Annotated in this window: 26 protein-coding genes, 1 other RNA gene and 1 riboswitch; of the genes, 15 read left to right on the top strand and 12 right to left on the bottom strand. The window is 61.8% G+C overall.

Annotated features, from left to right (window positions below; translation table 11 throughout):
• Nucleotides 1-19: 19 nt before the first annotated feature.
• Entirely contained in the window at nt 20-1,753 is a 1,734-nt protein-coding gene (locus tag EOS_RS31170) for an autotransporter assembly complex protein TamA (protein ID WP_235443016.1), read from the bottom strand.
• A 604-nt stretch (nt 1,754-2,357) separates the two neighbouring features.
• Here EOS_RS31170 and EOS_RS31165 point away from each other — a divergent pair.
• From EOS_RS31165 to panD, 4 genes are all read left to right on the top strand, one after another.
• Nucleotides 2,358-2,546: a DUF3460 family protein gene (locus tag EOS_RS31165; RefSeq protein WP_200908722.1), complete on the top strand. Its 189-nt coding sequence runs from the start codon at nt 2,358-2,360 to the stop codon at nt 2,544-2,546.
• Between the two features lie 2 nt (nt 2,547-2,548).
• A complete protein-coding gene (locus tag EOS_RS31160) occupies nt 2,549-3,454 on the top strand; it encodes a segregation and condensation protein A (protein ID WP_047896054.1) in 906 nt (301 codons plus the stop codon).
• 96 nt (nt 3,455-3,550) lie between these two features.
• Nucleotides 3,551-4,384 carry a pantoate--beta-alanine ligase gene (panC, locus tag EOS_RS31155; protein WP_047896053.1) on the top strand — a complete coding sequence of 278 codons (834 nt, stop codon included), beginning with the start codon at nt 3,551-3,553 and terminating at the stop codon, nt 4,382-4,384.
• Between the two features lie 11 nt (nt 4,385-4,395).
• Nucleotides 4,396-4,782: an aspartate 1-decarboxylase gene (gene panD / locus EOS_RS31150; protein ID WP_047896052.1), complete on the top strand. Its 387-nt coding sequence runs from the start codon at nt 4,396-4,398 to the stop codon at nt 4,780-4,782.
• 82 nt (nt 4,783-4,864) lie between these two features.
• Here the strand turns inward: panD and EOS_RS31145 are convergent, their stop codons facing one another.
• A complete protein-coding gene (locus tag EOS_RS31145) occupies nt 4,865-5,491 on the bottom strand; it encodes a ParA family protein (protein WP_047896051.1) in 627 nt (208 codons plus the stop codon).
• Between the two features lie 163 nt (nt 5,492-5,654).
• Between EOS_RS31145 and EOS_RS31140 the strand changes: the two genes are divergently transcribed.
• Entirely contained in the window at nt 5,655-6,074 is a 420-nt protein-coding gene (locus EOS_RS31140) for a PaaI family thioesterase (RefSeq protein ID WP_047896050.1), read from the top strand.
• Between the two features lie 116 nt (nt 6,075-6,190).
• Here EOS_RS31140 and EOS_RS31135 read toward each other — a convergent pair whose 3' ends face one another.
• Nucleotides 6,191-7,684, bottom strand: coding sequence for a cobyric acid synthase (locus EOS_RS31135; protein ID WP_047896049.1), 1,494 nt, complete (start codon nt 7,682-7,684; stop codon nt 6,191-6,193).
• Between the two features lie 48 nt (nt 7,685-7,732).
• Between EOS_RS31135 and cobU the strand changes: the two genes are divergently transcribed.
• The 4 genes from cobU to EOS_RS31115 all read left to right on the top strand — a co-directional run bounded on the left by cobU (nt 7,733) and on the right by EOS_RS31115 (nt 11,187).
• Nucleotides 7,733-8,269: a bifunctional adenosylcobinamide kinase/adenosylcobinamide-phosphate guanylyltransferase gene (gene cobU / locus EOS_RS31130; protein WP_047896048.1), complete on the top strand. Its 537-nt coding sequence runs from the start codon at nt 7,733-7,735 to the stop codon at nt 8,267-8,269.
• A 1-nt stretch (nt 8,270) separates the two neighbouring features.
• A complete protein-coding gene (gene cbiB, locus EOS_RS31125; protein ID WP_047896047.1) occupies nt 8,271-9,212 on the top strand; it encodes an adenosylcobinamide-phosphate synthase CbiB in 942 nt (313 codons plus the stop codon).
• Nucleotides 9,205-10,212, top strand: a complete 1,008-nt coding sequence (gene cobD / locus EOS_RS31120) for a threonine-phosphate decarboxylase CobD (RefSeq protein WP_047896046.1) — start codon at nt 9,205-9,207, stop codon at nt 10,210-10,212. The genes cbiB and cobD overlap by 8 nt, the downstream gene beginning before the upstream one ends.
• Before the next feature lie 66 nt (nt 10,213-10,278).
• Complete coding sequence (locus EOS_RS31115; protein ID WP_047896045.1) at nt 10,279-11,187, top strand: cobalamin-binding protein; 909 nt, start codon at nt 10,279-10,281, stop codon at nt 11,185-11,187.
• Between the two features lie 2 nt (nt 11,188-11,189).
• Here the strand turns inward: EOS_RS31115 and cobC are convergent, their stop codons facing one another.
• The 6 genes from cobC to EOS_RS31085 are packed head-to-tail and all read right to left on the bottom strand — an operon-like array spanning nt 11,190 to nt 17,225.
• On the bottom strand, nt 11,190-11,762 hold the full coding sequence (gene cobC, locus EOS_RS31110; RefSeq protein WP_047896044.1) for an alpha-ribazole phosphatase: 573 nt from the start codon (nt 11,760-11,762) through the stop codon (nt 11,190-11,192).
• Nucleotides 11,747-12,508, bottom strand: coding sequence for an adenosylcobinamide-GDP ribazoletransferase (locus EOS_RS31105; protein ID WP_047896043.1), 762 nt, complete (start codon nt 12,506-12,508; stop codon nt 11,747-11,749). The genes cobC and EOS_RS31105 overlap by 16 nt, the downstream gene beginning before the upstream one ends.
• 7 nt (nt 12,509-12,515) lie before the next feature.
• Nucleotides 12,516-13,565 (bottom strand): nicotinate-nucleotide--dimethylbenzimidazole phosphoribosyltransferase, encoded by a 1,050-nt coding sequence (gene cobT / locus EOS_RS31100; RefSeq protein ID WP_082163576.1) that lies wholly within the window; start codon nt 13,563-13,565, stop codon nt 12,516-12,518.
• An 8-nt stretch (nt 13,566-13,573) separates the two neighbouring features.
• Nucleotides 13,574-14,359, bottom strand: a complete 786-nt coding sequence (locus tag EOS_RS31095; RefSeq protein ID WP_047896041.1) for an ABC transporter ATP-binding protein — start codon at nt 14,357-14,359, stop codon at nt 13,574-13,576.
• Nucleotides 14,356-15,348 carry a FecCD family ABC transporter permease gene (locus tag EOS_RS31090; RefSeq protein WP_047896061.1) on the bottom strand — a complete coding sequence of 331 codons (993 nt, stop codon included), beginning with the start codon at nt 15,346-15,348 and terminating at the stop codon, nt 14,356-14,358. Before EOS_RS31090 ends, EOS_RS31095 begins: the two co-directional genes overlap by 4 nt.
• An 11-nt stretch (nt 15,349-15,359) precedes the next feature.
• The gene (locus EOS_RS31085) at nt 15,360-17,225 is read right to left on the bottom strand and encodes a TonB-dependent receptor domain-containing protein (RefSeq protein ID WP_047896040.1); all 1,866 of its coding nucleotides are present in this window, start codon (nt 17,223-17,225) and stop codon (nt 15,360-15,362) included.
• 73 nt (nt 17,226-17,298) lie between these two features.
• Nucleotides 17,299-17,579, bottom strand: a riboswitch (cobalamin riboswitch).
• A gap of 293 nt (nt 17,580-17,872) precedes the next feature.
• On the opposite strand from EOS_RS31085, the gene EOS_RS31080 reads away from it, so the two are divergent.
• The 5 genes from EOS_RS31080 to EOS_RS31065 all read left to right on the top strand — a co-directional run bounded on the left by EOS_RS31080 (nt 17,873) and on the right by EOS_RS31065 (nt 20,379).
• On the top strand, nt 17,873-18,253 hold the full coding sequence (locus EOS_RS31080; RefSeq protein ID WP_047896039.1) for a hypothetical protein: 381 nt from the start codon (nt 17,873-17,875) through the stop codon (nt 18,251-18,253).
• Nucleotides 18,250-18,564, top strand: coding sequence for a cell division protein ZapA (locus EOS_RS31075; RefSeq protein ID WP_047896038.1), 315 nt, complete (start codon nt 18,250-18,252; stop codon nt 18,562-18,564). The genes EOS_RS31080 and EOS_RS31075 overlap by 4 nt, the downstream gene beginning before the upstream one ends.
• A gap of 195 nt (nt 18,565-18,759) precedes the next feature.
• Nucleotides 18,760-18,941: non-coding RNA, 6S RNA (gene ssrS / locus EOS_RS43930), on the top strand.
• Nucleotides 18,942-19,107: 166 nt separating this feature from the next.
• Nucleotides 19,108-19,566 (top strand): EVE domain-containing protein, encoded by a 459-nt coding sequence (locus EOS_RS31070; RefSeq protein WP_047896037.1) that lies wholly within the window; start codon nt 19,108-19,110, stop codon nt 19,564-19,566.
• A gap of 84 nt (nt 19,567-19,650) precedes the next feature.
• Nucleotides 19,651-20,379, top strand: a complete 729-nt coding sequence (locus tag EOS_RS31065) for an SIMPL domain-containing protein (RefSeq protein WP_047896036.1) — start codon at nt 19,651-19,653, stop codon at nt 20,377-20,379.
• An 80-nt stretch (nt 20,380-20,459) separates the two neighbouring features.
• Here the strand turns inward: EOS_RS31065 and lgt are convergent, their stop codons facing one another.
• Together lgt and EOS_RS31055 are read right to left on the bottom strand one after the other, a co-directional pair.
• Nucleotides 20,460-21,365 carry a prolipoprotein diacylglyceryl transferase gene (gene lgt / locus EOS_RS31060; protein ID WP_047896035.1) on the bottom strand — a complete coding sequence of 302 codons (906 nt, stop codon included), beginning with the start codon at nt 21,363-21,365 and terminating at the stop codon, nt 20,460-20,462.
• 21 nt (nt 21,366-21,386) lie between these two features.
• Complete coding sequence (locus EOS_RS31055; RefSeq protein ID WP_075645419.1) at nt 21,387-22,334, bottom strand: LysR family transcriptional regulator; 948 nt, start codon at nt 22,332-22,334, stop codon at nt 21,387-21,389.
• Between the two features lie 106 nt (nt 22,335-22,440).
• On the opposite strand from EOS_RS31055, the gene ilvD reads away from it, so the two are divergent.
• Complete coding sequence (gene ilvD / locus EOS_RS31050; protein ID WP_047896034.1) at nt 22,441-24,114, top strand: dihydroxy-acid dehydratase; 1,674 nt, start codon at nt 22,441-22,443, stop codon at nt 24,112-24,114.
• Nucleotides 24,115-24,230: 116 nt separating this feature from the next.
• On the opposite strand, the gene EOS_RS31045 is transcribed toward ilvD, so the two are convergent.
• Nucleotides 24,231-24,548 (bottom strand): DUF2486 family protein (locus tag EOS_RS31045; protein ID WP_152693199.1); only part of this gene is annotated, 318 nt, incomplete at its 5' end.

Below are 24,548 nucleotides of genomic sequence, written 5' to 3'. Positions count from 1 at the left end.
GATAATCTAGGCAAATTCATCAGAAGGCGATCCCGAGCGTCAGATACGGGCGGATGTCCCGGTTCTTGAAGCCATACGCAATATCCACGTTCACCGGCCCGACCGGACTGCGCCAGCGCACACCCATGCCCGCGCCGGGCTCGAACACGCGCTCTTTCCAGGTATCGGTGGCTGTGCCGATATCGAAGAACACCGCCCCACCCCAGTCGTGTGAAAACCAGTGCTGATATTCCGAGCTTCCGGTCATCAGGTACTTGGTCGGCAATACCGAGCCATCGACGTTATTACCAATGCTCTGATAACCATAACCGCGCACGGAATTCGCACCGCCCGCCCGGAACAGCAGCGACGCGGGAACCCCGCTCGAGCTGCCCGCCGTAAACACACCGCCGAATTCCGCGCGAAACACGAACAGGTCGCGCTTGCCCAGCGGGACGTATTGCAGCAGGTTCGTATAAACGCGGCCGAAGGTTTGATCGGCGAGGAGCCCCTTCACCGCGACGTCGGCTTCCGCGCGAATCAGGTTGCCCGAGCGCGGAAACAGCGGATCGTCGACATTGCGGCGCACCCATTGCCACGACGGCACGAGCGCACGGCTGGTGGTCGGGGGCCCGGAGTTCTGCGTCAGCCGGTCGGCATAGAACAGCAGCGAGAACGTGGTGTCGATGTTCTGCAGCGAGCGCGAGCGCTGCACGCCGGCACGCGCGCTGTAGATGCGCGTGTCGGACACGTTCGTATTCGTGTATGAGGCAAGCACGCTGTTCACCCAGGTGCGGCCATCCGGCGGCATCGCGAGTTGCACCTGACCGTATTGCTGGGTCTGGTCCAGGCGGCCGGATATGGTGAATGGATAAGCCCTGCCGAAGGTATCGAGATAGCTGTACGCGCCCTGGATGTGCGGACCCGTATCCGTCGCGTAACCCACGCCGTAACGCACGCTGTTATATGGATACTCGCTGACTTTCAGGTGTATCGGCGTTTCGTCCGGCTTGGTCACGTCGTTGTCTGCGTCAATGGCGACCGACGCGTAGTAGGGCGTGTTCTGCAACTGGCGCTGCAATTCGTTCACGCGCGCGACATCGTAGATATCGCCGGGATGGATCCGCTCGACGTTGCGAATGATCTGTTCGGGATAACGCCGCACGCCGCTGATGTCGAGCTTGCCGAACGTGAAGGTCGGGCCGCTATCGAAGGTCACCGACAAATCCGCGATGTGCGTGCGCGGATTCACGCGCGCCTTCGATTGCGAGATTTTCGCGCCGAGATAACGGCGCGACTGCAAGGCCTTGAGCGCGGCGTTCTTCGCGTCGTTCCAGGCGCTTTGCGAGAACGGGTCGCCCTCCCTGACCGAAAACGCGAAACGCGCGGTATTTTCCTGCGCGGGGTCTTCCGTCGTGATCGCGCCCTTGAAGGTTAGCGAAACGGAAGCGACCTTGGTCTGTGGACCCGGATCGACGCTGATGGTGACGGATTTTTTATCGCCGTCATGTTTCACGTCAGTGCGCACGACCGGCGTGAAATAACCGTCGGTCGCGACGAGATCGCGGACTTCCTGCGGCGTGGCGGTGACCAGGAAGTCGAATTGTTCGTCGCTGATATCGTCACGTTTCTTGAAACGCGACAAATCGAGGTGGTCCTTGAGCAGCGACCGGACGCTGCGCGGCGCATCGATATCCACGTCGTATTTCGCGTGCGCCGGCTGGGCGACGGCAAAGAGCGCCAGCGCATGGAGCGACCAGACGACACGGCGCACGATTGACCACGCACGGGAAGGCGCTTTCGACGACGCGATGGCCGACGGCTCCAGCCGCCGAGCATCGGCTTGCCCGCGCTTGAAGCGCAGCGGATCAAACAGGCGCCCCGCCAAACGTGACCTCCGGGGTTGAATTGAGTGGGATTGCTTGGGTGTGCGCGATAGACGCTGCGCGGTGTCGGGTAAACGCCGAGCGTCGATCCAGCAGGCGCTATTTCACCACACTGGAGCGGCCGGCTGTCCCAAAAACCGCCGGGTTAGCCGATTGGACAACGTTCGAAAGGACCGTCGCCGCGCTTCGGCAAACACGCTGCGAAAATGCCAGAGGTGCGCCTTGGACGGCTCTCCGCGGTGCTTGTTCCGTGCATGATTCAATAATTGACAGAGTTTTACCTTGCCGCTTTCCAGGCGCGCTTTTCAGGCGCGCTTTTCAGCCGCTCCGAGAGACTGAATGGACGATGTCTGCGCTTTCGCGGCGACCTTCCGGCGGGTTAACCGCTCCGCTGCCTGATGCTTGCGGTAAAATTGCGATGAATCACGGCGGCGGCTCACTCGATCCCCCGCCGCGCCTGTTTTCGAATCGCTCTGAGCCAACGGAAGTCGAATCATGTACCTGTCGGACATCACCCAGTTCATCAATCAGATGAAAGAGCAGAAACCGTCGCTCGAAGCAGAACAGCGCAAGGGCCGTGCGCTGCTGTGGGACAAGCAGCCTATCGACCTCGACGAGAGCTCGGAAATCAAGACATCGCGGGTCGAACAAACGCCCTACGTCTATTACCAGAACTTCTGAACGTGAGTGCCGCCCGCGAGGCGCCGCAAGCTCCGGAGCGTTCGGGACACTCAGGACACTCGGGCAAGGATGATCGCGCCGCAGCGCTTGCCGCGCCCGCGACCGACTCCACGCCGAACACCATTGACGGCGTAGCGTTCGCGCACCTGTACGGCGAGCCGCTCTGGAAGCTGCCGACGGACCTGTATATCCCGCCGGACGCCCTCGAGATCTTTCTCGAGGCGTTCGAAGGCCCGCTCGACTTGCTGCTGTACCTGATCCGCAAGCAGAATTTCAACGTCCTCGACATTCCGATGGCCGACGTCACGCGCCAGTACCTGGGCTACGTCGACCAGATTCGCGAATCCAACCTGGAACTTGCGGCGGAATACCTGTTGATGGCGGCCATGCTGATCGAGATCAAGTCGCGCATGCTGCTGCCGGTGAAAAAGGCGGATACCGGCGAAGAAGCCGAGGATCCGCGCGCCGAGCTCGTGCGGCGCTTGCTGGAATACGAGCAGATGAAGCTCGCAGCGCAGCGCTTGGATCACATTCCGCAACTCGGCCGCGACTTCCTGCGGGCGGAGGTGTATGTCGAGCAAAGCTCGGCGCAACGTTTCCCCGACGTCGACGTGAACGACCTGCGCGCCGCCTGGGCCGACGTCATCAAGCGCGCGCGGCTGGTCGAGCATCACAAGATCTCGCGCGAGGAATTGTCGGTGCGGGAACACATGAGCGTGATCCTGCGGCGCCTGCAGAACAACCGCTTCATGGAATTCGGCGATCTCTTCGACCCATCGCGCGGCGTGCCGGTCGTGGTGGTGAATTTCATCGCGATGCTCGAACTGTCGCGTGAAGCGCTGATTGAAATCACCCAGGCCGAGCCGTATGCGCCAATCTACGTGAGACTCGCGTATTCGCCGGCCTAAGCGTGTAAGTGGCGCCCATGTGGCGCGGCGCCCTTCCCCTTTTCTTTCCCCTTGGAGCAGTGTTTTCAAAACTGCCCGCCAGGAGACACCCGCTAGATGAAAGTCATCAGCTCGATCCATGAACTGCGCGACCAATTGCGCGGTCAGAACCGAACCGCCTTTGTCCCGACCATGGGTAATCTGCACGAAGGCCACTTGTCGCTGATGCGGCTGGCGCGCCAGCATGGCGATCCGGTAGTCGCCAGTATTTTCGTGAACCGGCTGCAATTCGGACCTAACGAAGATTTCGACAAATACCCGCGCACGCTGCAAGACGATATCGAAAAGCTCCAGGCCGAGAACGTGTATGTGCTGTTCGCGCCTACCGAAGCCGATCTGTATCCCGAGCCGCAGCAATACCGGGTGCATCCGCCGACGAATCTGGGCGACATCCTGGAAGGCGAATTCCGGCCGGGTTTCTTTCAGGGCGTGTGCACGGTCGTGATGAAGCTGATGTCGTGCGTGCAGCCGCGCGTGGCTGTCTTCGGGAAGAAGGATTATCAACAACTGATGATCGTGCGGCAGATGTGCCATCAGTTCGCGCTGCCGACGGAAATCATCGCCGCTGAAACCGTGCGCGACGCCGACGGTCTGGCGCTCAGCTCGCGCAATCGCTTTTTGCAAGCGGCCGAGCGCGCCGAGGCGCCGGTGCTGGCGAAAACCCTGAATCGCGTACGCGACGCGGTGCTAGCAGGCAATCGCGATTTTGCATCGATAGAAAAAGAAGCCGTGGAATCGCTCGCACAGCGCGGCTGGCAGCCGGATTACGTCGCGGTGAGAAAGCGCGTGGATCTGCTGCCGCCCGGCCCAGCCGACACCGCCGCCCCGCTCGTGGTGCTGGCCGCCGCCAAGCTTGGCAGTACGCGCTTGATCGACAACCTGGAAATTTGAGCGAGAAACGCATGCAGCGAACGCTTTTGAAATCGAAGATTCACCGCGCCACGGTCACGCATTGCGAATTGCATTACGAAGGCTCGTGCGCCATCGACGAGGATTTGCTGGAAGCCGCGAATCTGGTAGAAAACGAGCAGATCGATATCTGGAACGTGAACAACGGCGAGCGCCTGACGACCTACGCCATCAAGGGCGAGCGCGGCAGCGGCATGATTTCGCTGAATGGCTCGGCGGCTCGCCGGGCGCAACTGGGCGATCTGGTGATCATCGCGGCGTTCGCGCTGGTCGATGAGGCAGAACTGAAGGCGGGCTGGAAGCCGGACCTCGTGTTCGTTGATGAAAAGAACCGCATCAAGGGAAACCGCGATCACGTGCCGACGCAGAACTGGACCTGAATCGGGTCCTCCCTAGCGCGAAAAAGACGCAAAAAACGCCGGTTGGCTTTCGAAGCCAACCGGCGTTTTTCTGTCCAAACACCTACTTCTTCGACACCCATTCGATAATGGGTTGCCACTGCTCGATGTCCTTTTCCACCCGGCTTTTGGCCACGTCCCAGATCGTCAGCCCGTGCGCGGCGGCCTGCACGTAGTTCTGCGTATCGCGGATATAACCGAGCACCGGCAGGTCAAGCCCCTCAACGAATCGATGCAGCTGATCCGCCGATTTCGTGCGCGCATCCACCCGCATTCCGACCACGCCCACCTCGATGGTGCCCTTGCGGATCGCCTTCTCCTTCTGCAGCCGAATGAGAAATTCCTGGGTGGCGAGAATGTCGAACATGGACGGCTGGAGCGGCACGATCACCTTGTCCGCCAGCTCCAGCGCAAGCGCGAGGCGCGTGCCGTGAATGCCCGCAGGGGTATCGACGACCGCCTTTTCGAGCCCTTTCGGCGGCTTGGTCGGTGCATCGACGTTCGTTTTCCATTCCTCGATCTTCGGCAGCGTGTCTGGCCGCAACTCCAGCCAGCCGTGCGAAGACTGCTGTTTATCGAGATCCGCGAGCGCGACCCATTCGCCGTTCGCCGCAAAATAGCCAGCCAGATTCGTGGACAGCGTGCTCTTGCCCACGCCGCCCTTCGGATTCGCCACCACGATCACCGTCATAGATTCAATCCACGCGTTCTCGGCCGCGCCCCACGCCCGGCCACCTGACCGTGCTGTAAGCGCTGCAATAAGTGAAAAGTTCGAGGCGTTGATACTATCGGATTTGCCTATTTCAATCCATGCGCGTCAACCACGCAGCTTAAACACCCAAGGACTCCGCAACATGGCAACACTGCGCCCCGACATCACTCTCGACTTTCTGCGCGAACGCCAGCGCGGCCGTCTGCCGGACCTGCTCGGTGTAGAACTGGTAACGCTGGAAAGCGGTACGCTCACTGGCAAGCTGACCGTGCGGCCCGAACTCCTGGCACCGAACGGCTTCCTGCACGCGGCGACCGTGATCGGCCTCGCCGATACCTGCTGCGGCTACGCCTGCATCGCCCATTTGCCCGAAGGTGCGAAGAATTTTACGACCGTCGAACTGAAGAGCAACCACGTGGGCACGGCGCGCGAGGGTGTCATCACGGCGAAGGCGACAGCCGTGCATCTGGGGCGCAGCACGCATGTTTGGGACGCGATCGTGACGAACGGCGAGGGTAAAACCATCGCGTTGTTTCGATGCACGCAGATGATCTTGTATTGAATGGACGGATAAGCGGGCGCTCAGGCAACTGGCAAAAACCGTCTGTCCGAGGCGAATATCAGCCGGGTGCGGTACTTCCCCGTGCGCCGCGTACCGAATTTCGACTTCGCCGGTTTTCAGGCAAACATCGCGCCCAGTGCGTCCAGATCCAGCGATTGCGCGAGCGTATCGGCAAGACGATCCAGCGACGCCTCCCGCAGCGCCGGGTAATCCAGCGCAACGGCCTCGCGCAAACCCGCCCATCCGAGCAGCGCCGCGCAGGCTTCGGGCGTGTCGAAGATGCCGTGCAGATAGGTCGCGGCGATCTGGTTATCGGCGGAAATCGCGCCGTCCGGACGCTCGCCGTCGAGCATCACGGCGGGCCGGGTGAGCGCCGCGCCCGTCGTGCGGCCCATGTGGATCTCGTAACCGCGCACGGGCGCTGGGCCGCCGCTTAAAGTCAGCCGTCCGGTCACGTTGTCGAGCAATTTGTCCGCGGTCAGCGTGGTATCGAGATCCAGCAGCCCGAGGCCGCGCACGCAGCCGGCCGGCCCTTCGAATCCCTCCGGATCATCAACCGTGCGACCCAGCATCTGCATGCCGCCGCAAATTCCCAAGACCTTGCCGCCATATCGGAGATGCCGGTCAATCGCGCGATCCCAGCCGTTTTCACGCAGCCATGCGAGGTCACGCTGCACGCTTTTTGACCCCGGCAACACGATCAGATCGGCTGGCGGCGGTGCTGTCCCGGCGCGCACGTACGAGAAATCGACCTGGGGGTGTGCGCGCAACGCATCGAAATCCGTGTGATTGCTGATCCGCGGCAACGCCGGCACGATTACTTTTAATACCTCAGCGCTGTCGCCGCGCGTGTGCAACTGGCTCGGCAACATATCCTCGGCGTCGAGCGTCAGACCATGAAGATAAGGCACCACGCCAAGCACCGGCTTGCCAGTCCGTGCCTCGAGCCAGTCGAGACCGGGCTGCAACAAGCTGATATCGCCTCTAAAACGGTTGATGACGAAGCCGCGAATCCGCGCCCGTTCTGTCTCGGATAAACACGCGAGCGTCCCCAGCAAATGCGCGAACACCCCGCCGCGATCGATATCCGCCACCAGCACGACCGGGCAATCCACGCGCTCGGCGAACCCCATGTTGGCGATATCGCGATCTCGCAGGTTCACTTCGGCCGGACTTCCCGCCCCTTCCACAATGATCGCGTCAAAACGCTGCTGAAGCCGGGCGTACGAGGCGAGAACGGCATCGAAGGCGACAGTCTTGAACGCGTGATACGCGCGGGCGTCGAGATTGGCGTGCGCGTGACCGTGGATGATCACCTGCGCGCCGCGATCGCTCGTCGGCTTGAGCAGCACGGGATTGAAGTCGATTTCAGCGTCCACGCCCGCCGCGATCGCCTGCAGCGCCTGAGCGCGGCCGATCTCGCCGCCATCCACCGTGACCGCGCTGTTCAACGCCATGTTCTGCGGCTTGAACGGCGCGACTCGCATGCCGCCGCGCCGCGCGAGCCGGCATAGGCCTGCCACCAGCGTGCTCTTGCCGGCATCGGAGGTCGTGCCCTGGATCATCAGCGTGCCGCGCGGTGCAAATTGCATGGGTGTTTCGATGCTCATCGGTTCTCGGGAAGCCGCTATGGTAGCGCCCGCCGGTACAATATTGCGATGACTTCCCCCGACCTCACCTTCATTCTCGGCGGCGCGCGCTCGGGCAAGAGCGCGCATGCCGAACGGCTTGCCGCTAACAGCGGTCGGCCCGTTACTTACGTGGCTACCGCCCGCATTGGTGACAGCGAGTTCGCTGCGCGCGTGGAGCAGCATCGTGAGCGGCGACCGGCGCATTGGGCACTCGTCGAGGCGCCGCTCGATCTGGGCGGCGTGCTGCGTGAACTGGATCGCGAGGGTCACGTCGTGCTGATCGACTGTCTGACGCTGTGGCTTGCCAACCTGCTCTTCCCCGCCGATGGCAGCACGCCCGACGGCCCGCCGCTGCAAGCTTTCAGCGCCTTTGACGCCGCGCTCGCCGAGGTACGGGGAAAAATAATCATCGTGAGCAACGAGATTGGACTCGGCGTCGTGCCCATGGGATCGGTCACGCGCCTTTACGTCGATGAACTCGGCCGGCTCAATCAGCGTGTCGCCGCCGCAAGCACGCATGTGACCATGATGGTCGCCGGCCTGCCGCTCGCACTCAAAGGCTGACATGCTGCTGCTCTCCTTCTACGTCACGGCGATGCTCGCCATTGCAGGCGTCGTGATCGACCTGATTTTCGGCGAACCCGCGACGCGGCATCCGCTGGTGGCGTTCGGCCGGCTTGCCACGCGCATCGAAGCGAGGATGAATACGGGGTTCCGGGCGCGGCCGGCGGGCATTCTCGCGTGGCTGCTGGCCGTCGTGCCGCCGGTTGCGGTGAGCTGGATACTCATCAGCGTGCTGCCGTTCGCCGCCGCCTGCGCCGTGCATGTGGCGCTGCTGTGGTTCTCGCTTGGAGCCAAAAGCCTGCGCGATCACATCGCGCCGATCGCCCGCGCACTCGGACTCGGCGACCTCGCGGCGGCGCGCAAGCTGACGGCGCGGATCGTATCGCGTGAGACCGCTAACGCCGATGAAGCCGCGCTGTCCCGTGCCGCCGTGGAATCCGCGCTGGAAAACGGCAACGACGCAATCTTCGGTGCGCTGTTCTGGTTCGTGATTGCGGGCGGGCCGGGCGCGCTGATGTTCCGCCTCGCCAACACGCTCGACGCGATGTGGGGTTACCGGACGCCGCGTTACTTGCGTTTCGGCTGGGCAGCCGCCCGTTTCGACGATGTCCTCAACTTCGTGCCCGCGCGGCTCACGGCGGCGAGTTACGCCCTGCTCGGAGACACCCGCACGGCGTGGCGCTGCTGGCGCACGCAGGCGCCGCTGTGGGACAGCCCGAACGCGGGACCGGTAATGGCCGCGGGTGCGGGAAGCCTGAACGTGCTGCTTGGCGGCGCGGCGATTTATCACGGCACGCTGGAAACACGGCCGGTGCTCGGTTTTGGCATGACAGCCTCGCCGCGTCATGTAGTGGCCGCGTTGCGGCTCGTCGAACGCACAACGCTGCTCTGGCTCGCGATCCTGCTGGTACTGGCTTTCACGGGCGTGGGGTTTCATGGCTGAACCCATCCGGCATGGAGGAAATTTGCGCGAAGCCGCGCGTCGATACGGGATCGCGCTGGGCGACTGGCTGGATTTATCGACGGGGATCAATCCGCGTGCGTATCCAGTGCCGCCTGTACCCGTGGACGCGTGGCGCCGTTTGCCCGAAGACGCCGATGAGTTGGCAGAGCTTGCAGCGCGTCACTATGGAGCGCCGGGGGCGCTGCCGGTTGCTGGCAGTCAGGCTGCGATTCGCGCGCTGCCGGGTTTGTTAAAGCGCGGTGTTGCGGCGGTTGCGCCATTGACGTATGGCGAATACGCGCCGGCATTTGAGCGCGCCGGGCACCGGATCGTTGCACTTGATGTTGCATCGACTGCTTTGGAGGATGGCGTCGATCATGTGATCGTTGCGAATCCTAACAATCCTACGACTGAACGCATCGACCACAATGTTCTGCTCGACTGGCATGAGCAACTGGCAGCACGCGATGGAACGCTGATCATCGACGAAGCTTTCGCCGATGCCTACGGCGACGAACACCGCTCACTGGCATCGGAGAGCGGACGCGAAGGTTTGGTCGTGCTGCGCTCAGTCGGCAAGTTCTATGGCCTCGCGGGGATTCGCGCAGGGTTTGTGCTCGCAGCGGAACCGTTGCGCGATGCTTTGCGCGAGACGCTCGGCGCATGGACCGTAAGCGGCCCGGCACGCCATGCGGTGCAGGCGGCTTTGAGCGATTCTTCGTGGCAAGCCGAAACACGTGCCACGCTCGCTCGGGATAGCGCAAGGCTGGCGACGTTGATCCGCAACCGAGGTTTCGATCCCCGTTCAACACCCTTGTTCGTATGGTTCGAGACTCAACACGCAGCAGCGTTGCAGCACGCTTTGGCGACCCGCGGAATCTGGACCCGGCTGTTCGGGCATGGCGTGGTGCCGAGTTTGCGGATCGGTTTGACGGGATCGGAGGCGGAGTGGGCGAGGTTCGCGCAAGTGTTCGACGCGGCTGTGAGGGCGATCCGCTGACGGATCACAAAACTCGCTTCTCATACATTGCTCGCCCTACTCGACACACCTGGACTAACACTCCTTATGCTCTTCCGTCACTTCCTCGCGCTGACTTTCATCGTTGCGATTTTTTCATCGACGCAAGCTCGAGCCGAAGCCCTCACCGTCACCGACGACACCGGCGCCACCGTGACCCTCGCGGCACCCGCACAACGCATCGTGAGCCTCGCGCCGCACGTCACCGAACTCCTGTTCGCCGCGGGCGGCGGTGCGCGCATCGTCGGCGCGGTCAGCTATAGCGACTACCCGCCGCAGGCCACATCGATACCGCACGTTGGGGACAACAAATCGCTCGACCTGGAGCGCATCGTCGCGATGAAGCCCGACCTGATCGTCGTGTGGCGGCATGGCAATGCGCTGCGGCAAATCGACCGGCTGCGCGAGCTGCACGTGCCGCTGTTTTTCAGCGAGCCGCATCGGCTGGACGATATTCCCGTCACCATCGACAAGCTCGGCATCCTGCTCGGGACATCGACCGAGGCGAATAAAGCGTCGAACGCGTTCCGTCATGACATCACGAACCTGCGGGTGCGTTATGCAAACCAGCCGCCGGTGAGCGTGTTTTATCAAGTCTGGGACGATCCGCTGATGACGCTCAACGGTACGCACATTGTTAGCGAAGTGATCGAGTTGTGCAGCGGACGCAACGTGTTTGCCGACTTGAAACCGCTCGTGCCGACCATCTCGACGGAAGCCGTGCTCGCGGCCGACCCCGAAGCGATCGTCACCGCAACACCCGGCGCGACGAGTTCGGAGCACGCGTTGCCCTCGCTGGACACGTGGCGCAAATGGCCTTCGATGAAAGCCGTCGCGCGCGGCAACCTGTTCGGTATCGATGGTGACCTGATCAACCGGCCGACTCCACGTCTGGCGTTGGGAGCAGCGGCATTGTGTGAGGATCTGGAAGCGGCTAGAACGCGGCGTCCGAAGTAGATTCAAGCATTCCAGCGCACAAGCAGCCACTCGCCGCGCACGCGTTTGAACCAAACGATTGCTCCAAAATCCAGCGGCCATTGAATCGCGTTCGCGCGCGCAACGCCAAGTAAGTGCGCCGTCAGTATACGCATGACTCCGGCATGCGTCACAACGTGAATCGGACCGTTGGTATCGGCGGTACAAACCGAATCGGCCCAACTCGCCACTCGCTCGGCAAACTGCGCCACACTCTCCCCGCCGTGCTCGCGAGCGTGCTCAAGATCTGCTGCCCAGGCATCGAGCATTGCGCGGTCCAAGCCGTCCCACGGCTGCCCTTCCCATGTGCCGAAATCGAGTTCCTGCAAACGAGCATCGGCGCGAATGGGACCAAGCGCTTCGGCCAATAATCGGCAACGGCTCAATGGACTCGTGTGCCAGACACCTTCAACCGCAGGCACCTTAAGCAGCCGCAAACGCTCGCTCAGCAGACGCGCCGAATCCTCGACATCGGCGAGAAGCGCAACGTCGGTGCGGCCATAGCAAATCCCGGCATCGATACCCACAGCCGGATGGCGAATCAGGACGAGATCCATCCGAGTCCGATCAAGTAGATAGCGAGTTCAAAAAGTTGCTGCGCGAAGCCCAGGCAATCACCGGTATAACCGCCGATACGCCTGACGAAATAGCGCCCGATGACAAACCGCAACGCGCCGAGCGCCAGGATCATCACGCAGCCAAGCCGCCAGTCGGGCCAGAAAAGCCACGGCAATCCAAACAGCGCAGCTAAAAGAAACGCGCTCGCGCTCATCTTCTGCGCGACCGGTTTTGCTTTGCCAACTGCCCGGACATAGTCGAGCGTGCAGAGATAGCTGATGGCAATCGTGCGGCTTGCCGCGTGCGCCGCGACGATCATCCATGCTGTGCGCAGCGGCAGCATCGCGGTCAATGTCTGCCACTTCAGCGCAAGCACGACGATCAGCGCAATCGCGCCGAACGCGCCGATCCGCGAGTCGTGCATGATGCGCAGCGCGTCCTCGCGGGTGGTTGCGCCGCCGAAGGCATCGGTGCAATCGGCGAGACCGTCTTCATGGAACGCGCCGGTGACAAGAAGCGTTGCCGCCATCGATAACAACACCGCCACGCCCGCTGGAAACACCTGCAGCGCGGCGAGATAGACGACCGCGCCGAGCCCGCCGACCAGCACGCCGATCAACGGAAAGTACCGCGCCGCTGCGTTCAGATAGTGCGCTTCGAAGCCGACCCAACGCGGCACCGGCACGCGGGTAAAGTACCCGAGCGCGGTGAAAAAATATCGGAGCTCCTGCGATGGGCGGTTCATGACGGGATCACGGAGCCTTGTCGGAAACGCCAGCCGATTCGAAGCTCGCCATTTCATTGATGAACGCCACCGCCGCGCGCAACAACGGCAACGCGAGCGCAGCGCCTGTCCCTTCGCCGAGCCGCAATCCGAGTTGAAGCAAGGGCGCCGCGCCAAGATGCTCGAGCATTCGCCGATGACCCGTTTCATCGGATGCATGCGCGAATACGCAGTAATCGAGAACAGCCGGGTTAAGCGCGTGAGCCACAAGCAACGCGGACGTAACAATAAAACCATCGACGAGAATCGTCATGCGCGCTTCAGCCGCCGCGAGAAACGCGCCGACGATCATCGCGATTTCAAAGCCGCCGAAGGTGGCGAGGGTATCCAGAGGATCGATGGACGCGGCATGCTTTTTCAACGCTGCAGCAAGCACGTCACGCTTGTGGTTCAAACCGGCATCGTCGAGTCCCGTGCCGCGTCCTACGCACAGATCAACAGACACGTCACACATCCGGCTCATCAGACACGCCGCCGCCGACGTGTTCGCAATCCCCATCTCGCCGAACCCGATCACGTTGGTTCCGAGCGCCGCATGATGACGCACGCGCGCAGCCCCGCGCGCGATGGCCTGCAACACTTCCTCGTGCGTCATAGCCGGTTCGTGCGCGAAGTTGCGCGTGCCGCCGCGCCGGATCGCTGCATCGACGAACCCTGCGGCCGCCGACGATGCGCTCGCCACACCGGCGTCCACCACTTCGAGCGTCATGCCCGCCGCCTTCGATAACGCATTGATCGCCGCCCCGCCCGCGATGAAATTCGCGACCATCTGCACCGTCACCTCTTGCGGAAACGGACTCACGCCCTCGGCCGCAATCCCATGATCGCCGGCAAAAACGATGATCCCCGGACGTTCGATACGCGGTCGCAAAGTCCGCTGAATCAGCCCGATCTGAAGAGCAAGGGTTTCGAGCCGGCCGAGACTGCCGGGCGGTTTTGTCTTCGTATCGATCACATGCTGCAGCTCGGACGTCATTGATCGATCGAGCGGTTCAGGACGGGGAAGTGTGTCGTGCATGGTCTGGTTCATGGTGAGGTTGAGCGCATCACGGGCACGAGCGCCTCGTGACCGTCCTGTTGAATTAACGTAAGCGGATAACCGAACGCGGCGCTGGCTCGCTCGGGTGTAAGGACATCGCGAACCGGGCCTGCATGCGCGTGGCCGGCGCCATCGAGTAACAAAGCGTGCGTGGCGAAACGGCGGGCCAGGTTCAGATCGTGACACGAGAAAATCACGCTGCGTGGCTTCGATCCGATCCATCCGCTCAACGCTTCAAGGCAATCGATCTGATGATGCAGATCGAGATGGGCGAGCGGTTCATCAAGCAACAACAACGGCGCATCCTGGCACAAGGTTGCCGCCAGCGCCACGCGTTGACGTTCGCCGCCCGAGAGTGACAAGACATCGCGTGAAGCAAAGGCGGCGAGGCTGAGAGTTTGCAAAGCCCAATGCGCCGCCGCGCGATCCGCATCGCTTTCCCAGCCCCAGCCGCTCAGATGCGGAAAGCGGTTGAGCATGACGGTATCGAGAACGGTGGCGCTAAATGCATCGTGCGTGGCTTGCGGCATCAACGCGCGTCGGCGAGCCAAGTCATTGGACCGCCATTCGCCAAGCACTTTCCCGTCAAGCGAAATCGCACCCGACGCCGCCTTCGATAACCCCGCCAGCGCCGCGATCAGCGTCGTCTTGCCCGCCCCGTTCGGACCGGCGATGCACCACATTTCGCCGGGCGCGAACATCTGCGTAAGATCCGCGATCAACACGCGATCCACTACGCGCAACGTTAGTTGATTGACTTGAAGTCCATTCATGGCGCGCGCCTGAGGAGCATCCACAAGAACACCGGTACGCCGATCAGCGCGGTGATCACACCCACGGGCAACTGCGCCGGCGCGATCATCGTGCGCGCGATCAGATCCGCGCCCATCACAGCCAGCCCACCGCCAAGCGCCGATGCAGGCAGGAGCATGCGCTGATCGTTGCCGAACGCGAGCCGCAACACATGCGGTACCACGAGCCCGATAAACCCAATGGTCCCGGCCGTCGTCACCGCGGCAGCAGCGGCAAGCGACGCAGCCAGATACACGCGCAATCTCAAGCGCACGACGGGCACGCCAAGCGCTTCGGCCGCAACATCGCCACGCAGCAATATGTTGAGTTGCGGCGCGACCGGCACGATCGCGACCAGCGCAACGACCAGCGCGATCAACGCGGCCCACGGCATCGCGACGCCGTTCAGATCGCCTGTCAGCCAGAAGACCATGCCGCGCAAGCGGTTCTCGGGCGCAATAGCCAGCATCAGCGTGATCAACGCGCCCCACCCCGCCGCGATCACCGCGCCGGTGAGCAGCAATCTCGGCGATGCATCCTGCGGTTCGCCACGCCACAACTCGCGCCGGGCAAGGCCAAGCACGAGCAATATCGACAGGAACGCACCAGCGAACGCAGCGGCATCGACGCTCCACCACGACAGGGAAAACAACATCGCGGCGAGCGCGAACGCCGCCGCGCCGCCCGATACGCCGAGCACGTACGGTTCAGCCAGCGGATTACGCAGCAAGACCTGCAGCAGCGCACCGGCCATGCCAAGCAATGCACCGCAAGCAAAGCCGCCGAGCGCGCGCGGCAAGCGCAGGCTGAGCACGATTTCATCGATCACGTCGGTCGACTGCGACACGAGCGCGTGGATCACCCGCAGCGGCGACACGGCAATACTTCCCAGCGCCAGTGATGCCACGAACACCCCGAGCGCGGCCAGGCCAAGCACGGTCCAGACCATGGAGGCGCGCCGCGCATTCATGCGCTTAACGCTCACTGCTGCTGCCAGCCGAGCGTGATATAGGCACCACGGCGCGGCGTGTTGTATGAGTACGCAAGCTGATAGTCCTTGTTGAACAGGTTGTCGATACGCGCGCCGATATACCACGACTTCGTGATGTCATAACGCGCCGATAGATTCACCAAACCATACCCGCCGAGCGTGGAATCGAAGTCCTCGCGCGCCCCACTCGTGATCCATTCGCCGCCAATTCGCCAGCCGCCTATCGAACGATTCACGGCAAGCGTCGCAAAACGGCGGGCGCGGCGTGTCAAATCCTGCTGATTGGTTTCATCGATGGGATTCTGGAGCGTGAACGACGCGCGCACGTCGGTCCGTCCCACATGCCCCGCCCATGATCCTTCCAGCCCCTGCACCTTCGCGCGCCCCACATTCTGCGCGATGAAAAACCCGTTGCCGTCCGAGATATAGTCGATCAGGTTCGTATAACGCGTCTGGAACGCCGTCAGCCGCACGATGCCCACCGCGCTCGAGGCGTACTGCAATGCCGCTTCGACCGAATGACTGCGCTCGGGTTGAATCGACGGATTGCCGCTGAACGGATAGTACAGATCGTCGAAGCTTGGCGCGCGGAAGGCATCGGAATAACTCAGCGTGGCCTTCCAGTTCGCATCGAAATGGTAGCCGTAGCCGAGATAATAGCTATTGGCGCCGCCGAAGTCGGAGTACTGGTCATGGCGGACGTTGGCCTGGAACTGATTCGCGCCAAACGTGCCGAGATAACCCGCGAAGCGCGAATTGACATGCCGGCCGGGCGCAATGACCTGATCCGAGTCCAACGTCTGGTCGAGATGTTCATAGCCGAACAACAGCTTGTGATCAGGCGTCAGCGCGATGTCGTTCTGCCACGTGTATTGCCGGTTCTCCGAGTTGAACTTGCCGTTATAAACGCCGTTCAACTCGGTATCGGCACGATCCTGCCCCTGCGCCACGATGAAGTGCGTGGTCCAGTTATCGGTGATCTTGCCGTTCGCGAAAACCGACGTTGAACGCACGCGATTGTGCGACTCGTTCTGATCGGTCGGCAGGCCGTAGTTGCTATCGAAACTATTGATGCCGTTCGACTGGAGGAAGCGCACGCCTGCATCCCATTTGTCGGTGAACTGATGGCGCAGCGTGGCCGCCACGCTCTCGTTGAGATAACCGTTCGCGTTGGGATTCACATTCGGCGACGTGGCGGGATCGATGGACGAGAAGCCATCAGTTTTTTCCCGCGATACCGTCACGTTGAACGTGGTGCGGCCGTCTTTGTCGAGCGCACCGTTCACGCCAAGCTGCTGGCGCTGCGTGTGATAGCTGCCGACTTCCGTCTCGAAGTTGAAGCGCGGCGGATGATTGCCGCCGTCCTTGGTGAAGATCTGCACCACGCCGCCGACCGCATTCGATCCATACAGCGCCGACACATTGCCGTTCACCACCTCCACGCGATCGATCTGGTCGAGCATCAGTTGCGAGAGTTGCGCCGCACCAAGTCCCGCCGATTCGACCCGCACGCCATCGATCAGCACAAGCGACTGAGCCGACGATGCGCCGCGCAACATCAATCCCGCCGGCGACCCCGGACCGCCGTTGCGCGTGATCTGCGCGCCGGGGGCGAGCGCGAGCAGGCCCGCGACGTCAGTCGCGTTCGAATCGGCGATATCCTGCTGATCGAAAAGCGTGGTTTGCGCGATGGAATCGGCGAGTTTCTGCGGGACACGGGTCGTCGTCACAACGACGGGCGCAAGCGGTACAGGTTCGGTGGAAACATCCGCCGCGACGGGGGAAGATTGAGCGAGCGCGACAACAGGCAAGCCGCCGAATAGCAGCAGCACTGCGCGGGCAATAGGTGAAACCATGGCTGGAGAAGGTCCGGTTGGAGCATGCGCGACCCGCTCCCCGCAGGTCCATGCGTGACGAACGCCGCCGCGAGGCAGCGCTCTCCCCGAGGCCGGTATCCGGGCTGGCGACGCATCGGCCCGCCTTCCCGCGCGAGAGGCGCAGTGGCATAACCGCGTGCTGCCGGACGCCATTTCGAGTGGTGAAATGGGCCGGACAAAACGCGTTGGGACCGACTTGCAACTTGCGTTGTAGTCGCTTACCGTTGCGGGGGCAGCGCAGGTTGGCTCGTCCGGGCGGACTCCGCTCCCTGCTTCCCGTTTAACTGCGCGCACTGGCAGGCGCGCGCGAGCACCAAGGTGGCGGGAGTTTAAGAGCGGCACAATGGCCCGTCAAGAAAGCGGGACAATGCAGGCGTGCGGACTGCTCACGCAGGGGTTAAAACATTCGATTCGCCCTTGTTTTAAGGGGTTTTGCGTGATAATCCGAAGACCGCTCGCACGCCTGAATGAATGAGAGAATAAATCCCTATAAAGCGTTTCCCCCTACGAATAAAGGCCCGCGCCAATGATTTGAAGACCGACTGCTGTTACGTCTGGAAACGAACCAATTTTCTGAAGCGCCGGAGAAGCGCGCTAAAATGCGAGGTCTTAAGAGGACGCAGCACATGCTCAACGAACTCGAATCACTGTCACAGAATATCGGCCGGCTGATCAAGATCAGCGAACGCCATCATCAAGCTCACAACGCGCTGGCCCTGCAACTCGAACAGTTGCGCGCCGAATATGCCAACACGCAGGGCGAGCTTGCGGCCATGCGCGAAGAACGCGACGCACTGGTGGCGGAGCGCGATTCGCTGTCCGCGAAAATCGACGACGCGCAGATTCGCCTCAACGCGATTCTCGAAAAATTGCCGCGCGCGAAAGCTGCGCCCGAACCGGATAACCAGCTTGCCCTTTTGCCTCCCGATGGCATCGAACCGGATACCGCCGAATCGGCGCACGGTGCGTTGCATGAAGAGTCACACCATCACGGAGAAAAGGCATGACGACGAAGCAGATCGAGGTATCCATTCTCGGCGCACCGTATCGGCTCGCGTGTTCGCCGGAAACCGAAGACGCGCTGCGTGAAGCGGTGGCGCGCGTGGACGCGGAAATGTCGAAGGTGCGCAATGCGAGCAGCGTGCGCGGCACGGATCGGATTGCGGTAATGGCGGCGTTGTCGCTGGCCTCCGAATTGCTTAAGCTGCAGAACAGCGTGCGTCACGGCGAAGCGTTTCCGGCGGAAGAAATTCGCCGGACCATGCATCAGATGAACGAACAACTTGGCGTCGTGATTTCACAATACGAAGCGCAGTAATTGCCGCGGTAGTGGACGGAATTCGCTTTTATTGCTTGACGATTGCGCTGATGCCTGGATGTTATTTTGTTGCCTGGATGATTGCATGAGTTGTTACATAAGCCCGTGTTTTGCGGGCTTTTTGCAATTTCATCAGTCACCATAAACTTTTCCCGGATCATTGCTGCATCGGCTCAACGATTGGTGTAAAGTGACTGCTCCCTGCCTGGTTTGCCAAGGTCATATATTCCTTGAACCAATGCCTATGTGCACGGTTGTGGGACCTTGTAGCACTGGCGAGCGCGTCACTCTGTCTGATGAGCCCAGGGTGCTGCTTACTGCGACCAATCTTGAACCCAGGTTCAGGATGCCGGCCTAGCGGCTTGGGCGGGGACCCTTTCCAGCAGCATGCGTGTTGTTCTGCGCAAGCTTGCAAGCAATTGATTTGAATTGGCTAGATTTGATTAACGGCGTCGGAAGTTTTCCGATGCCGTTTTCTTTTGCATCGTGAATCCTGCATCGTGCATGCTCTTTTGCACTGCACATTCTCTATGGGCGACATTCATGCGCTACTGGCTGATGAAGTCGGAACCGAACGAAGCGAGCATCGACCATCTCGCTCACGCTCCGAAAAAAACCCTGCCCTGGACCGGCGTGCGTAATTACCAGGCACGCAACTTCATGCGCGACGGCATGCAGATCGGCGACGGCGTGCTGTTCTATCATTCGAGCTGCCCGCAGCCAGGAATTGCGGGTGTTGCGAAGGTGTCCTCGGCCGCTTATCCCGATCCCACTCAATTCGATTCCGCGAGCCACTACTACGATCCGAAGTCGTCGCCGGAAAAGCCGCGCTGGTTGCTCGTCGACGTCCACTTCGTGAAGAAGACGCCGCTCATTCCACTTGCCACGCTGCGCGATCATGCAGAGCTTGCCGACATGCAAGTGCTCGCAAGAGGGAATCGGCTGTCGATCACGCCGGTGACCGAAGCGCAATGGCGCTTTATCACCGAACACCTTCTGTAACCTCGTTGAAGGGAACTTCGCGTGCGTGAGAAGCGCCTAAGCTTCGCGTCACATGACGTGCACTCATGCTTACGGAGTTACACGATGAGAAAGAAAAACACCACTTCGACACTCGCGGCCGTTGTCCTGCTGGCAGGCGCCGCCATGGCACAGAGCGCGTTTGCGCAAAGCGTCGTGACACAGGCTCAGCCGTCGGGCGTGTTGTCGCTGGCGGCGCAGGCGAGCGAAGACGTACCGCAGGACGTGGTCGACATCACGCTGTTCTATGAGCAGGAAGCGAAAGATCCGGCCTCGTTGACGACCGTGCTCAATCAGCGCGCCGAGGCAGCGTTGCGCCAGGCCAAGGGTGTCGAGAACGTCACGGCGCATAGCGGTTCGTTCACCGTGTATCCATCGACGGATCGGGACGGGCGCATTTCTGCATGGCGTGGCCGCACGGAGGTCGTGCTGGAGTCGAAGGACTTCACGGCAGCGTCCAAGCTCGCCGGCAAAATGAGCGATTCAATGCAGGTTGGCAGCGTGACGTTCTCGCTGTCGCCGGAAGCGCAGCGCGCCGCCGAGCAGAAACTGTCGACGCAGGCTATCGCTTCGTTCAAGCAACAGGCGCAGAATTCGGCGCAGGCGTTCGGCTATAGCGGTTATGCCATTCGTGAAGTGAACATCGGGCATAACGGGTCGTCGCCACGGCCGGTGATGATGATGGCCGCGCGCAGCATGAACGCGGATGCAAAGATGTCGGCGCCCATGGCGCTGGAAGCGGGAACCTCGACGGTGACCGTGAACGTGTCGGGTTCGGTGCAGATGAACCGCTAGGCACGTGAGTCTTGCCATATAAAAAAGCCTCGCTTCATGCGAGGCTTTTTCTTGGGCTTTCGCAAAGGCAGATTCGCCGTTCACGAAACCTTCGCGGGCTCCGAAGGCACTGCCCGAGCACGTCGATAAGACCAGATAAGCAGGCCAATTCCGGCAATGATCATAGGCAGCGAAAGCCATTGGCCCATCGACAGATTCATCGCCAGCAGGCCGAGATAATCGTCGGGTTCACGCGCGAATTCAACCGTGAAGCGCGCAAGGCCATAACCGATCAGGAACACCGCCGAGATACCGCCCACCGGCCGCTGCTTGCGCGACATCAGCCACATCACGATAAACAGCGCAAAACCCTCCAGCGCGATCTCATACAACTGCGACGGATGACGCGGCAGCATCTGGTAACGCTCGAAGATCTCCGTCAAATGCCATTGCGCAGCCTGTTGCGGATGGGTCCGCAGCCAGATGGCGTCGTCGGCGGATGCGTTCTGGAAGAGCATGGCCCACGGCGCTTTCGGGTCCGTCACGCGGCCCCATAACTCACCGTTGATAAAGTTGCCGAAGCGTCCGGCCGCGAGCCCGAGCGGGACCAGCGGCGCGACAAAATCGGTCACTTGCAGCCAGGTCCGCTTGCGTTGCCATGCGAACAGGATCATCGCGGTCATCACGCCGAGCATGCCGCCGTGGAACGACATGCCGCCTTCCCAGACCTTGAAGATATCGAGCGGATTCGCAAGGTAATAACTCGACTTGTAGAACACCACATACCCAAGCCGCCCGCCCAGGATCGTACCGAGCACGCCGTAAAACAGGATGTCGTCGATATCTTTCGTGGTCCACCCTTGCGCCGCGACATAAGGCAAGCGCAGCCGGAAGCGGCCGATAACGATGCACTGGATGAACGCCACCAGATACATGAGGCCATACCAGCGCACAGCGAGCGGACCGAGATGAAGCGCGATGGGATCGAAATTGGGGTGAATGAGCATGTTTCTATCTACGTGTTGGGGTCACGGCAACGCGGGCACGGTAGCCGCATGAGCGCGCACTATATCGATAAAACCGGCGAGCACCGGGCTGACCTCCGCCGCACGCCACACGAGTCCGGTCTCGACGACCGGCCCGGATTCGAGCAACGGACGATACACCACTCCGGTTCTGCGCAGATGTCGCAGCGACTGCGGCACGAGCGCGACACCCATGCCGGCCGATACAAGACTGACGATGGTCTGCATCTGAATGGCTTCCTGCCCGACACGCGGCACCAGGCCGGCCGCGCCGTAGCAACCCATAATCATGTCATAGAAACCGGGCGCGAGACGCCGTGGAAAGACGACGAGTGGGGCATCGGCGAGTTGGTGAAGGCTGACGGGCGTCTCCGACCACTCTTGAGCGCCCTGCCCGAGTTCAGCCGCGGCATCGCTCGACATGGCGATCACCAGCGGCTCGCGCGCGATTGGCAGATACGACAACGCGACCGCATGACGCGGCGGCAGTGGCGGAATGACGAGGCCAGCATCAATGCGCCCGGCCACCAGTTCCTCCACCTGCACGTCGCTGGTTGCTTCCACGAGCTGCAGCCGCACGCCGGGATAACGCGCGCCAAAATCGCGCAGCAGCAAGGGCAGCAGGCCGTAATCGGCGGTGGAGACGAACGCCAGCGACAACACGCCCGCCTCGCCCCGCGCGAGCGATTGCGCGAGCGGGCGCAGGCCCTCTGCGCCGGCAAGCAGCCGGCGCACCTCCGGCAGCAAATCCTTCCCCACGGGCGTCAATTCGACCGAGCGCTTCGTGCGCACGAACAGCGCCACGCCGAGCGCCTCCTCCAGCACCCGGATGGCCTGCGACAACGGTGGCTGCGTCATCGCGAGCCGCGCTGCGGCCCGGCCGAAGTGCATTTCCTCGGCAACCGTCACAAAATAACGCAACAATCTGAGTTCAATGTTCCGCGCGTCCACTGATATTTTCCACGACCTAATAGACCCTGAATAATATATTGGACACGCGTTCGCACAAGCTTCATCCTTGCGCGACCAGATAAAAAAATTCTCAAGGAGCCCCCACATGGCCTTCAATCGCCGCTCGAAAAACATCACGCAAGGCATCGCGCGTTCCCCGAATCGCTCGATGTATTACGCCCTTGGCTACAAGGAAGAAGACTTTGACAAGCCGATGATCGGCATCGCCAACGGTCATTCCACGATCACGCCGTGCAACTCGGGCCTGCAAAAGCTCGCCGATGCCGCCATCGAATCGATCCGCAAATCGGACGCAAATCCGCAGATTTTCGGCACACCGACGATCTCGGACGGCATGTCGATGGGCACCGAAGGCATGAAGTATTCGCTCGTGTCGCGCGAAGTGATCGCGGACTGTATTGAAACGGCCGTGCAAGGCCAGTGGATGGACGGCGTGGTCGTGATCGGCGGCTGCGACAAGAACATGCCGGGCGGCATGATCGGCCTCGCGCGCATGAACGTGCCGGGCATCTACGTGTATGGCGGCACGATCCGTCCGGGTAACTGGAAGGGCGTGGACCTGACCATCGTGTCGTCGTTTGAAGCGGTGGGCGAATTCTCGGCCGGACGTATGTCGAAGGAAGATTTCGACGGCATCGAGAAAAACGCGTGCCCGTCGAGCGGTTCGTGCGGCGGCATGTACACGGCCAACACCATGAGTTCGTCGTTCGAGGCGCTCGGCATGTCGCTGATGTATTCATCGACGATGGCAAACCCCGACGAAGAAAAGGTCACGTCCGCGGCCGAATCGGCACGCGTGCTGGTCGAAGCCGTCAAGGCCGATCTCAAGCCGCGCGACATCATCACGAAGAAGTCGATTGAAAACGCTGTCGCGCTGATCATGGCGACCGGCGGCTCGACCAATGCTGTGCTGCACTACCTGGCCATCGCCCATGCGGCGGAGGTGGAATGGAGCATCGACGACTTCGAGCGCATGCGCAAGAAAGTGCCGGTGATCTGCAACCTGAAGCCGTCGGGTCAGTACGTGGCAACCGATCTGCACAAGGCCGGCGGTATTCCGCAGGTGCTGAAGATCTTGCTCGACGCGGGCATGTTGCACGGCGATTGCATCACGATCACGGGCAAGACCATCGCGGAAGAATTGAAGGACGTGCCGTCGAAGCCGCGCGCCGACCAGAACGTGATTTTCCCCATCGATAAAGCCCTCTACGACGAAGGCCACCTCGCGATCCTGAAGGGCAACCTCGCTCCGGACGGCGCCGTGGCGAAGATTACCGGCCTGAAAAACCCGGTCATCACCGGCCCGGCGCGCGTGTTCGAGGACGAGCAAAGCGCGATGACCGCGATTGTCGCGGGGCAGATCAAGGCCGGCGATATTGTCGTGTTGCGTTATCTTGGCCCGAAGGGCGGTCCGGGCATGCCGGAAATGTTGGCACCGACGTCGGCGATTATCGGCCAGGGGCTGGGCGAGTCCGTGGGCCTGATTACCGATGGCCGTTTCTCCGGCGGCACTTGGGGCATGGTCGTGGGTCACGTCGCGCCGGAAGCGTACGTGGGCGGCACGATTGCGTTCATCAAGGAAGGGGATTCGATCACCATCGACGCCCACAAGCTGCTGTTGCAACTGAACGTGGATGACGCCGAGATCGAGCGCCGTCGCACAGAGTGGACGCAGCCTGCGCCACGTTATACGCGCGGCGTGCTGGCGAAATATGCTGCACTCGCGTTGCCGGCGAACAAGGGAGCGGTTACGGGTTAATTGCCGACTGTTTTCGCTAGCGCCGGTGGGCCGTTTCAGGTTCTGCCGGCGCCTAGCGGGGTTCACAGCGGGGTTCAATATCCGGCTACTTTCAGCCGCTGCCGCCAAAAATCCGTCTACTGGCGCCCTCGCCGCTCCAGTTCGTCCGCCACCGCCTCGCGCACCCATTGTGTCAGCTCCGTCTCCAGCGCCAACGCGACCTCCCGCGTGATCTGACTGACCAGCCAGTTGGAATGCTCCTGCAACGACTCCCGGCAGCGCTCCTCGATCAACGCCCGGCCATCGCCGGTCAAAAAGTGCGTGAAACGCCCGCGCAGCCTGTCCGCGATCACATCGGCGTCACGATCCGTGCCGTGCGCAAGCTCCTCCCGTGATGGCGCGGCCGCGGGCGACAACACCGGCTCCGGTGCACGCGGCGCAGCACGGGCGCGATC

The organism is Caballeronia mineralivorans PML1(12) (genome assembly GCF_001028175.1).
GTDB classification, from domain to species: domain Bacteria; phylum Pseudomonadota; class Gammaproteobacteria; order Burkholderiales; family Burkholderiaceae; genus Caballeronia; species Caballeronia mineralivorans.
The sequence above is the reverse complement of the archived record's forward strand: the minus strand, read 5'-3'. Positions and strand labels throughout refer to the sequence as shown.

Coding starts and splice junctions, on each gene's coding strand:
- panD (WP_047896052.1), top strand. CDS start 4,396: ATGCAGCGAACGCTTTTGAAATCGAAGATTCACCGCGCCACGGTCACG.
- EOS_RS31095 (WP_047896041.1), bottom strand. CDS start 14,359: ATGAATGGACTTCAAGTCAATCAACTAACGTTGCGCGTAGTGGATCGC.
- EOS_RS31080 (WP_047896039.1), top strand. CDS start 17,873: ATGCTCAACGAACTCGAATCACTGTCACAGAATATCGGCCGGCTGATC.
- EOS_RS31135 (WP_047896049.1), bottom strand. CDS start 7,684: ATGAGCATCGAAACACCCATGCAATTTGCACCGCGCGGCACGCTGATG.
- cbiB (WP_047896047.1), top strand. CDS start 8,271: ATGCTGCTGCTCTCCTTCTACGTCACGGCGATGCTCGCCATTGCAGGC.
- EOS_RS31140 (WP_047896050.1), top strand. CDS start 5,655: ATGGCAACACTGCGCCCCGACATCACTCTCGACTTTCTGCGCGAACGC.
- EOS_RS31085 (WP_047896040.1), bottom strand. CDS start 17,225: ATGGTTTCACCTATTGCCCGCGCAGTGCTGCTGCTATTCGGCGGCTTG.
- EOS_RS31105 (WP_047896043.1), bottom strand. CDS start 12,508: ATGAACCGCCCATCGCAGGAGCTCCGATATTTTTTCACCGCGCTCGGG.
- EOS_RS31065 (WP_047896036.1), top strand. CDS start 19,651: ATGAGAAAGAAAAACACCACTTCGACACTCGCGGCCGTTGTCCTGCTG.
- EOS_RS31075 (WP_047896038.1), top strand. CDS start 18,250: ATGACGACGAAGCAGATCGAGGTATCCATTCTCGGCGCACCGTATCGG.
- EOS_RS31145 (WP_047896051.1), bottom strand. CDS start 5,491: ATGACGGTGATCGTGGTGGCGAATCCGAAGGGCGGCGTGGGCAAGAGC.
- panC (WP_047896053.1), top strand. CDS start 3,551: ATGAAAGTCATCAGCTCGATCCATGAACTGCGCGACCAATTGCGCGGT.
- cobD (WP_047896046.1), top strand. CDS start 9,205: ATGGCTGAACCCATCCGGCATGGAGGAAATTTGCGCGAAGCCGCGCGT.
- EOS_RS31070 (WP_047896037.1), top strand. CDS start 19,108: ATGCGCTACTGGCTGATGAAGTCGGAACCGAACGAAGCGAGCATCGAC.
- cobC (WP_047896044.1), bottom strand. CDS start 11,762: ATGGATCTCGTCCTGATTCGCCATCCGGCTGTGGGTATCGATGCCGGG.
- lgt (WP_047896035.1), bottom strand. CDS start 21,365: ATGCTCATTCACCCCAATTTCGATCCCATCGCGCTTCATCTCGGTCCG.
- cobU (WP_047896048.1), top strand. CDS start 7,733: ATGACTTCCCCCGACCTCACCTTCATTCTCGGCGGCGCGCGCTCGGGC.
- cobT (WP_082163576.1), bottom strand. CDS start 13,565: ATGCACGACACACTTCCCCGTCCTGAACCGCTCGATCGATCAATGACG.
- EOS_RS31090 (WP_047896061.1), bottom strand. CDS start 15,348: ATGAATGCGCGGCGCGCCTCCATGGTCTGGACCGTGCTTGGCCTGGCC.
- ilvD (WP_047896034.1), top strand. CDS start 22,441: ATGGCCTTCAATCGCCGCTCGAAAAACATCACGCAAGGCATCGCGCGT.
- EOS_RS31115 (WP_047896045.1), top strand. CDS start 10,279: ATGCTCTTCCGTCACTTCCTCGCGCTGACTTTCATCGTTGCGATTTTT.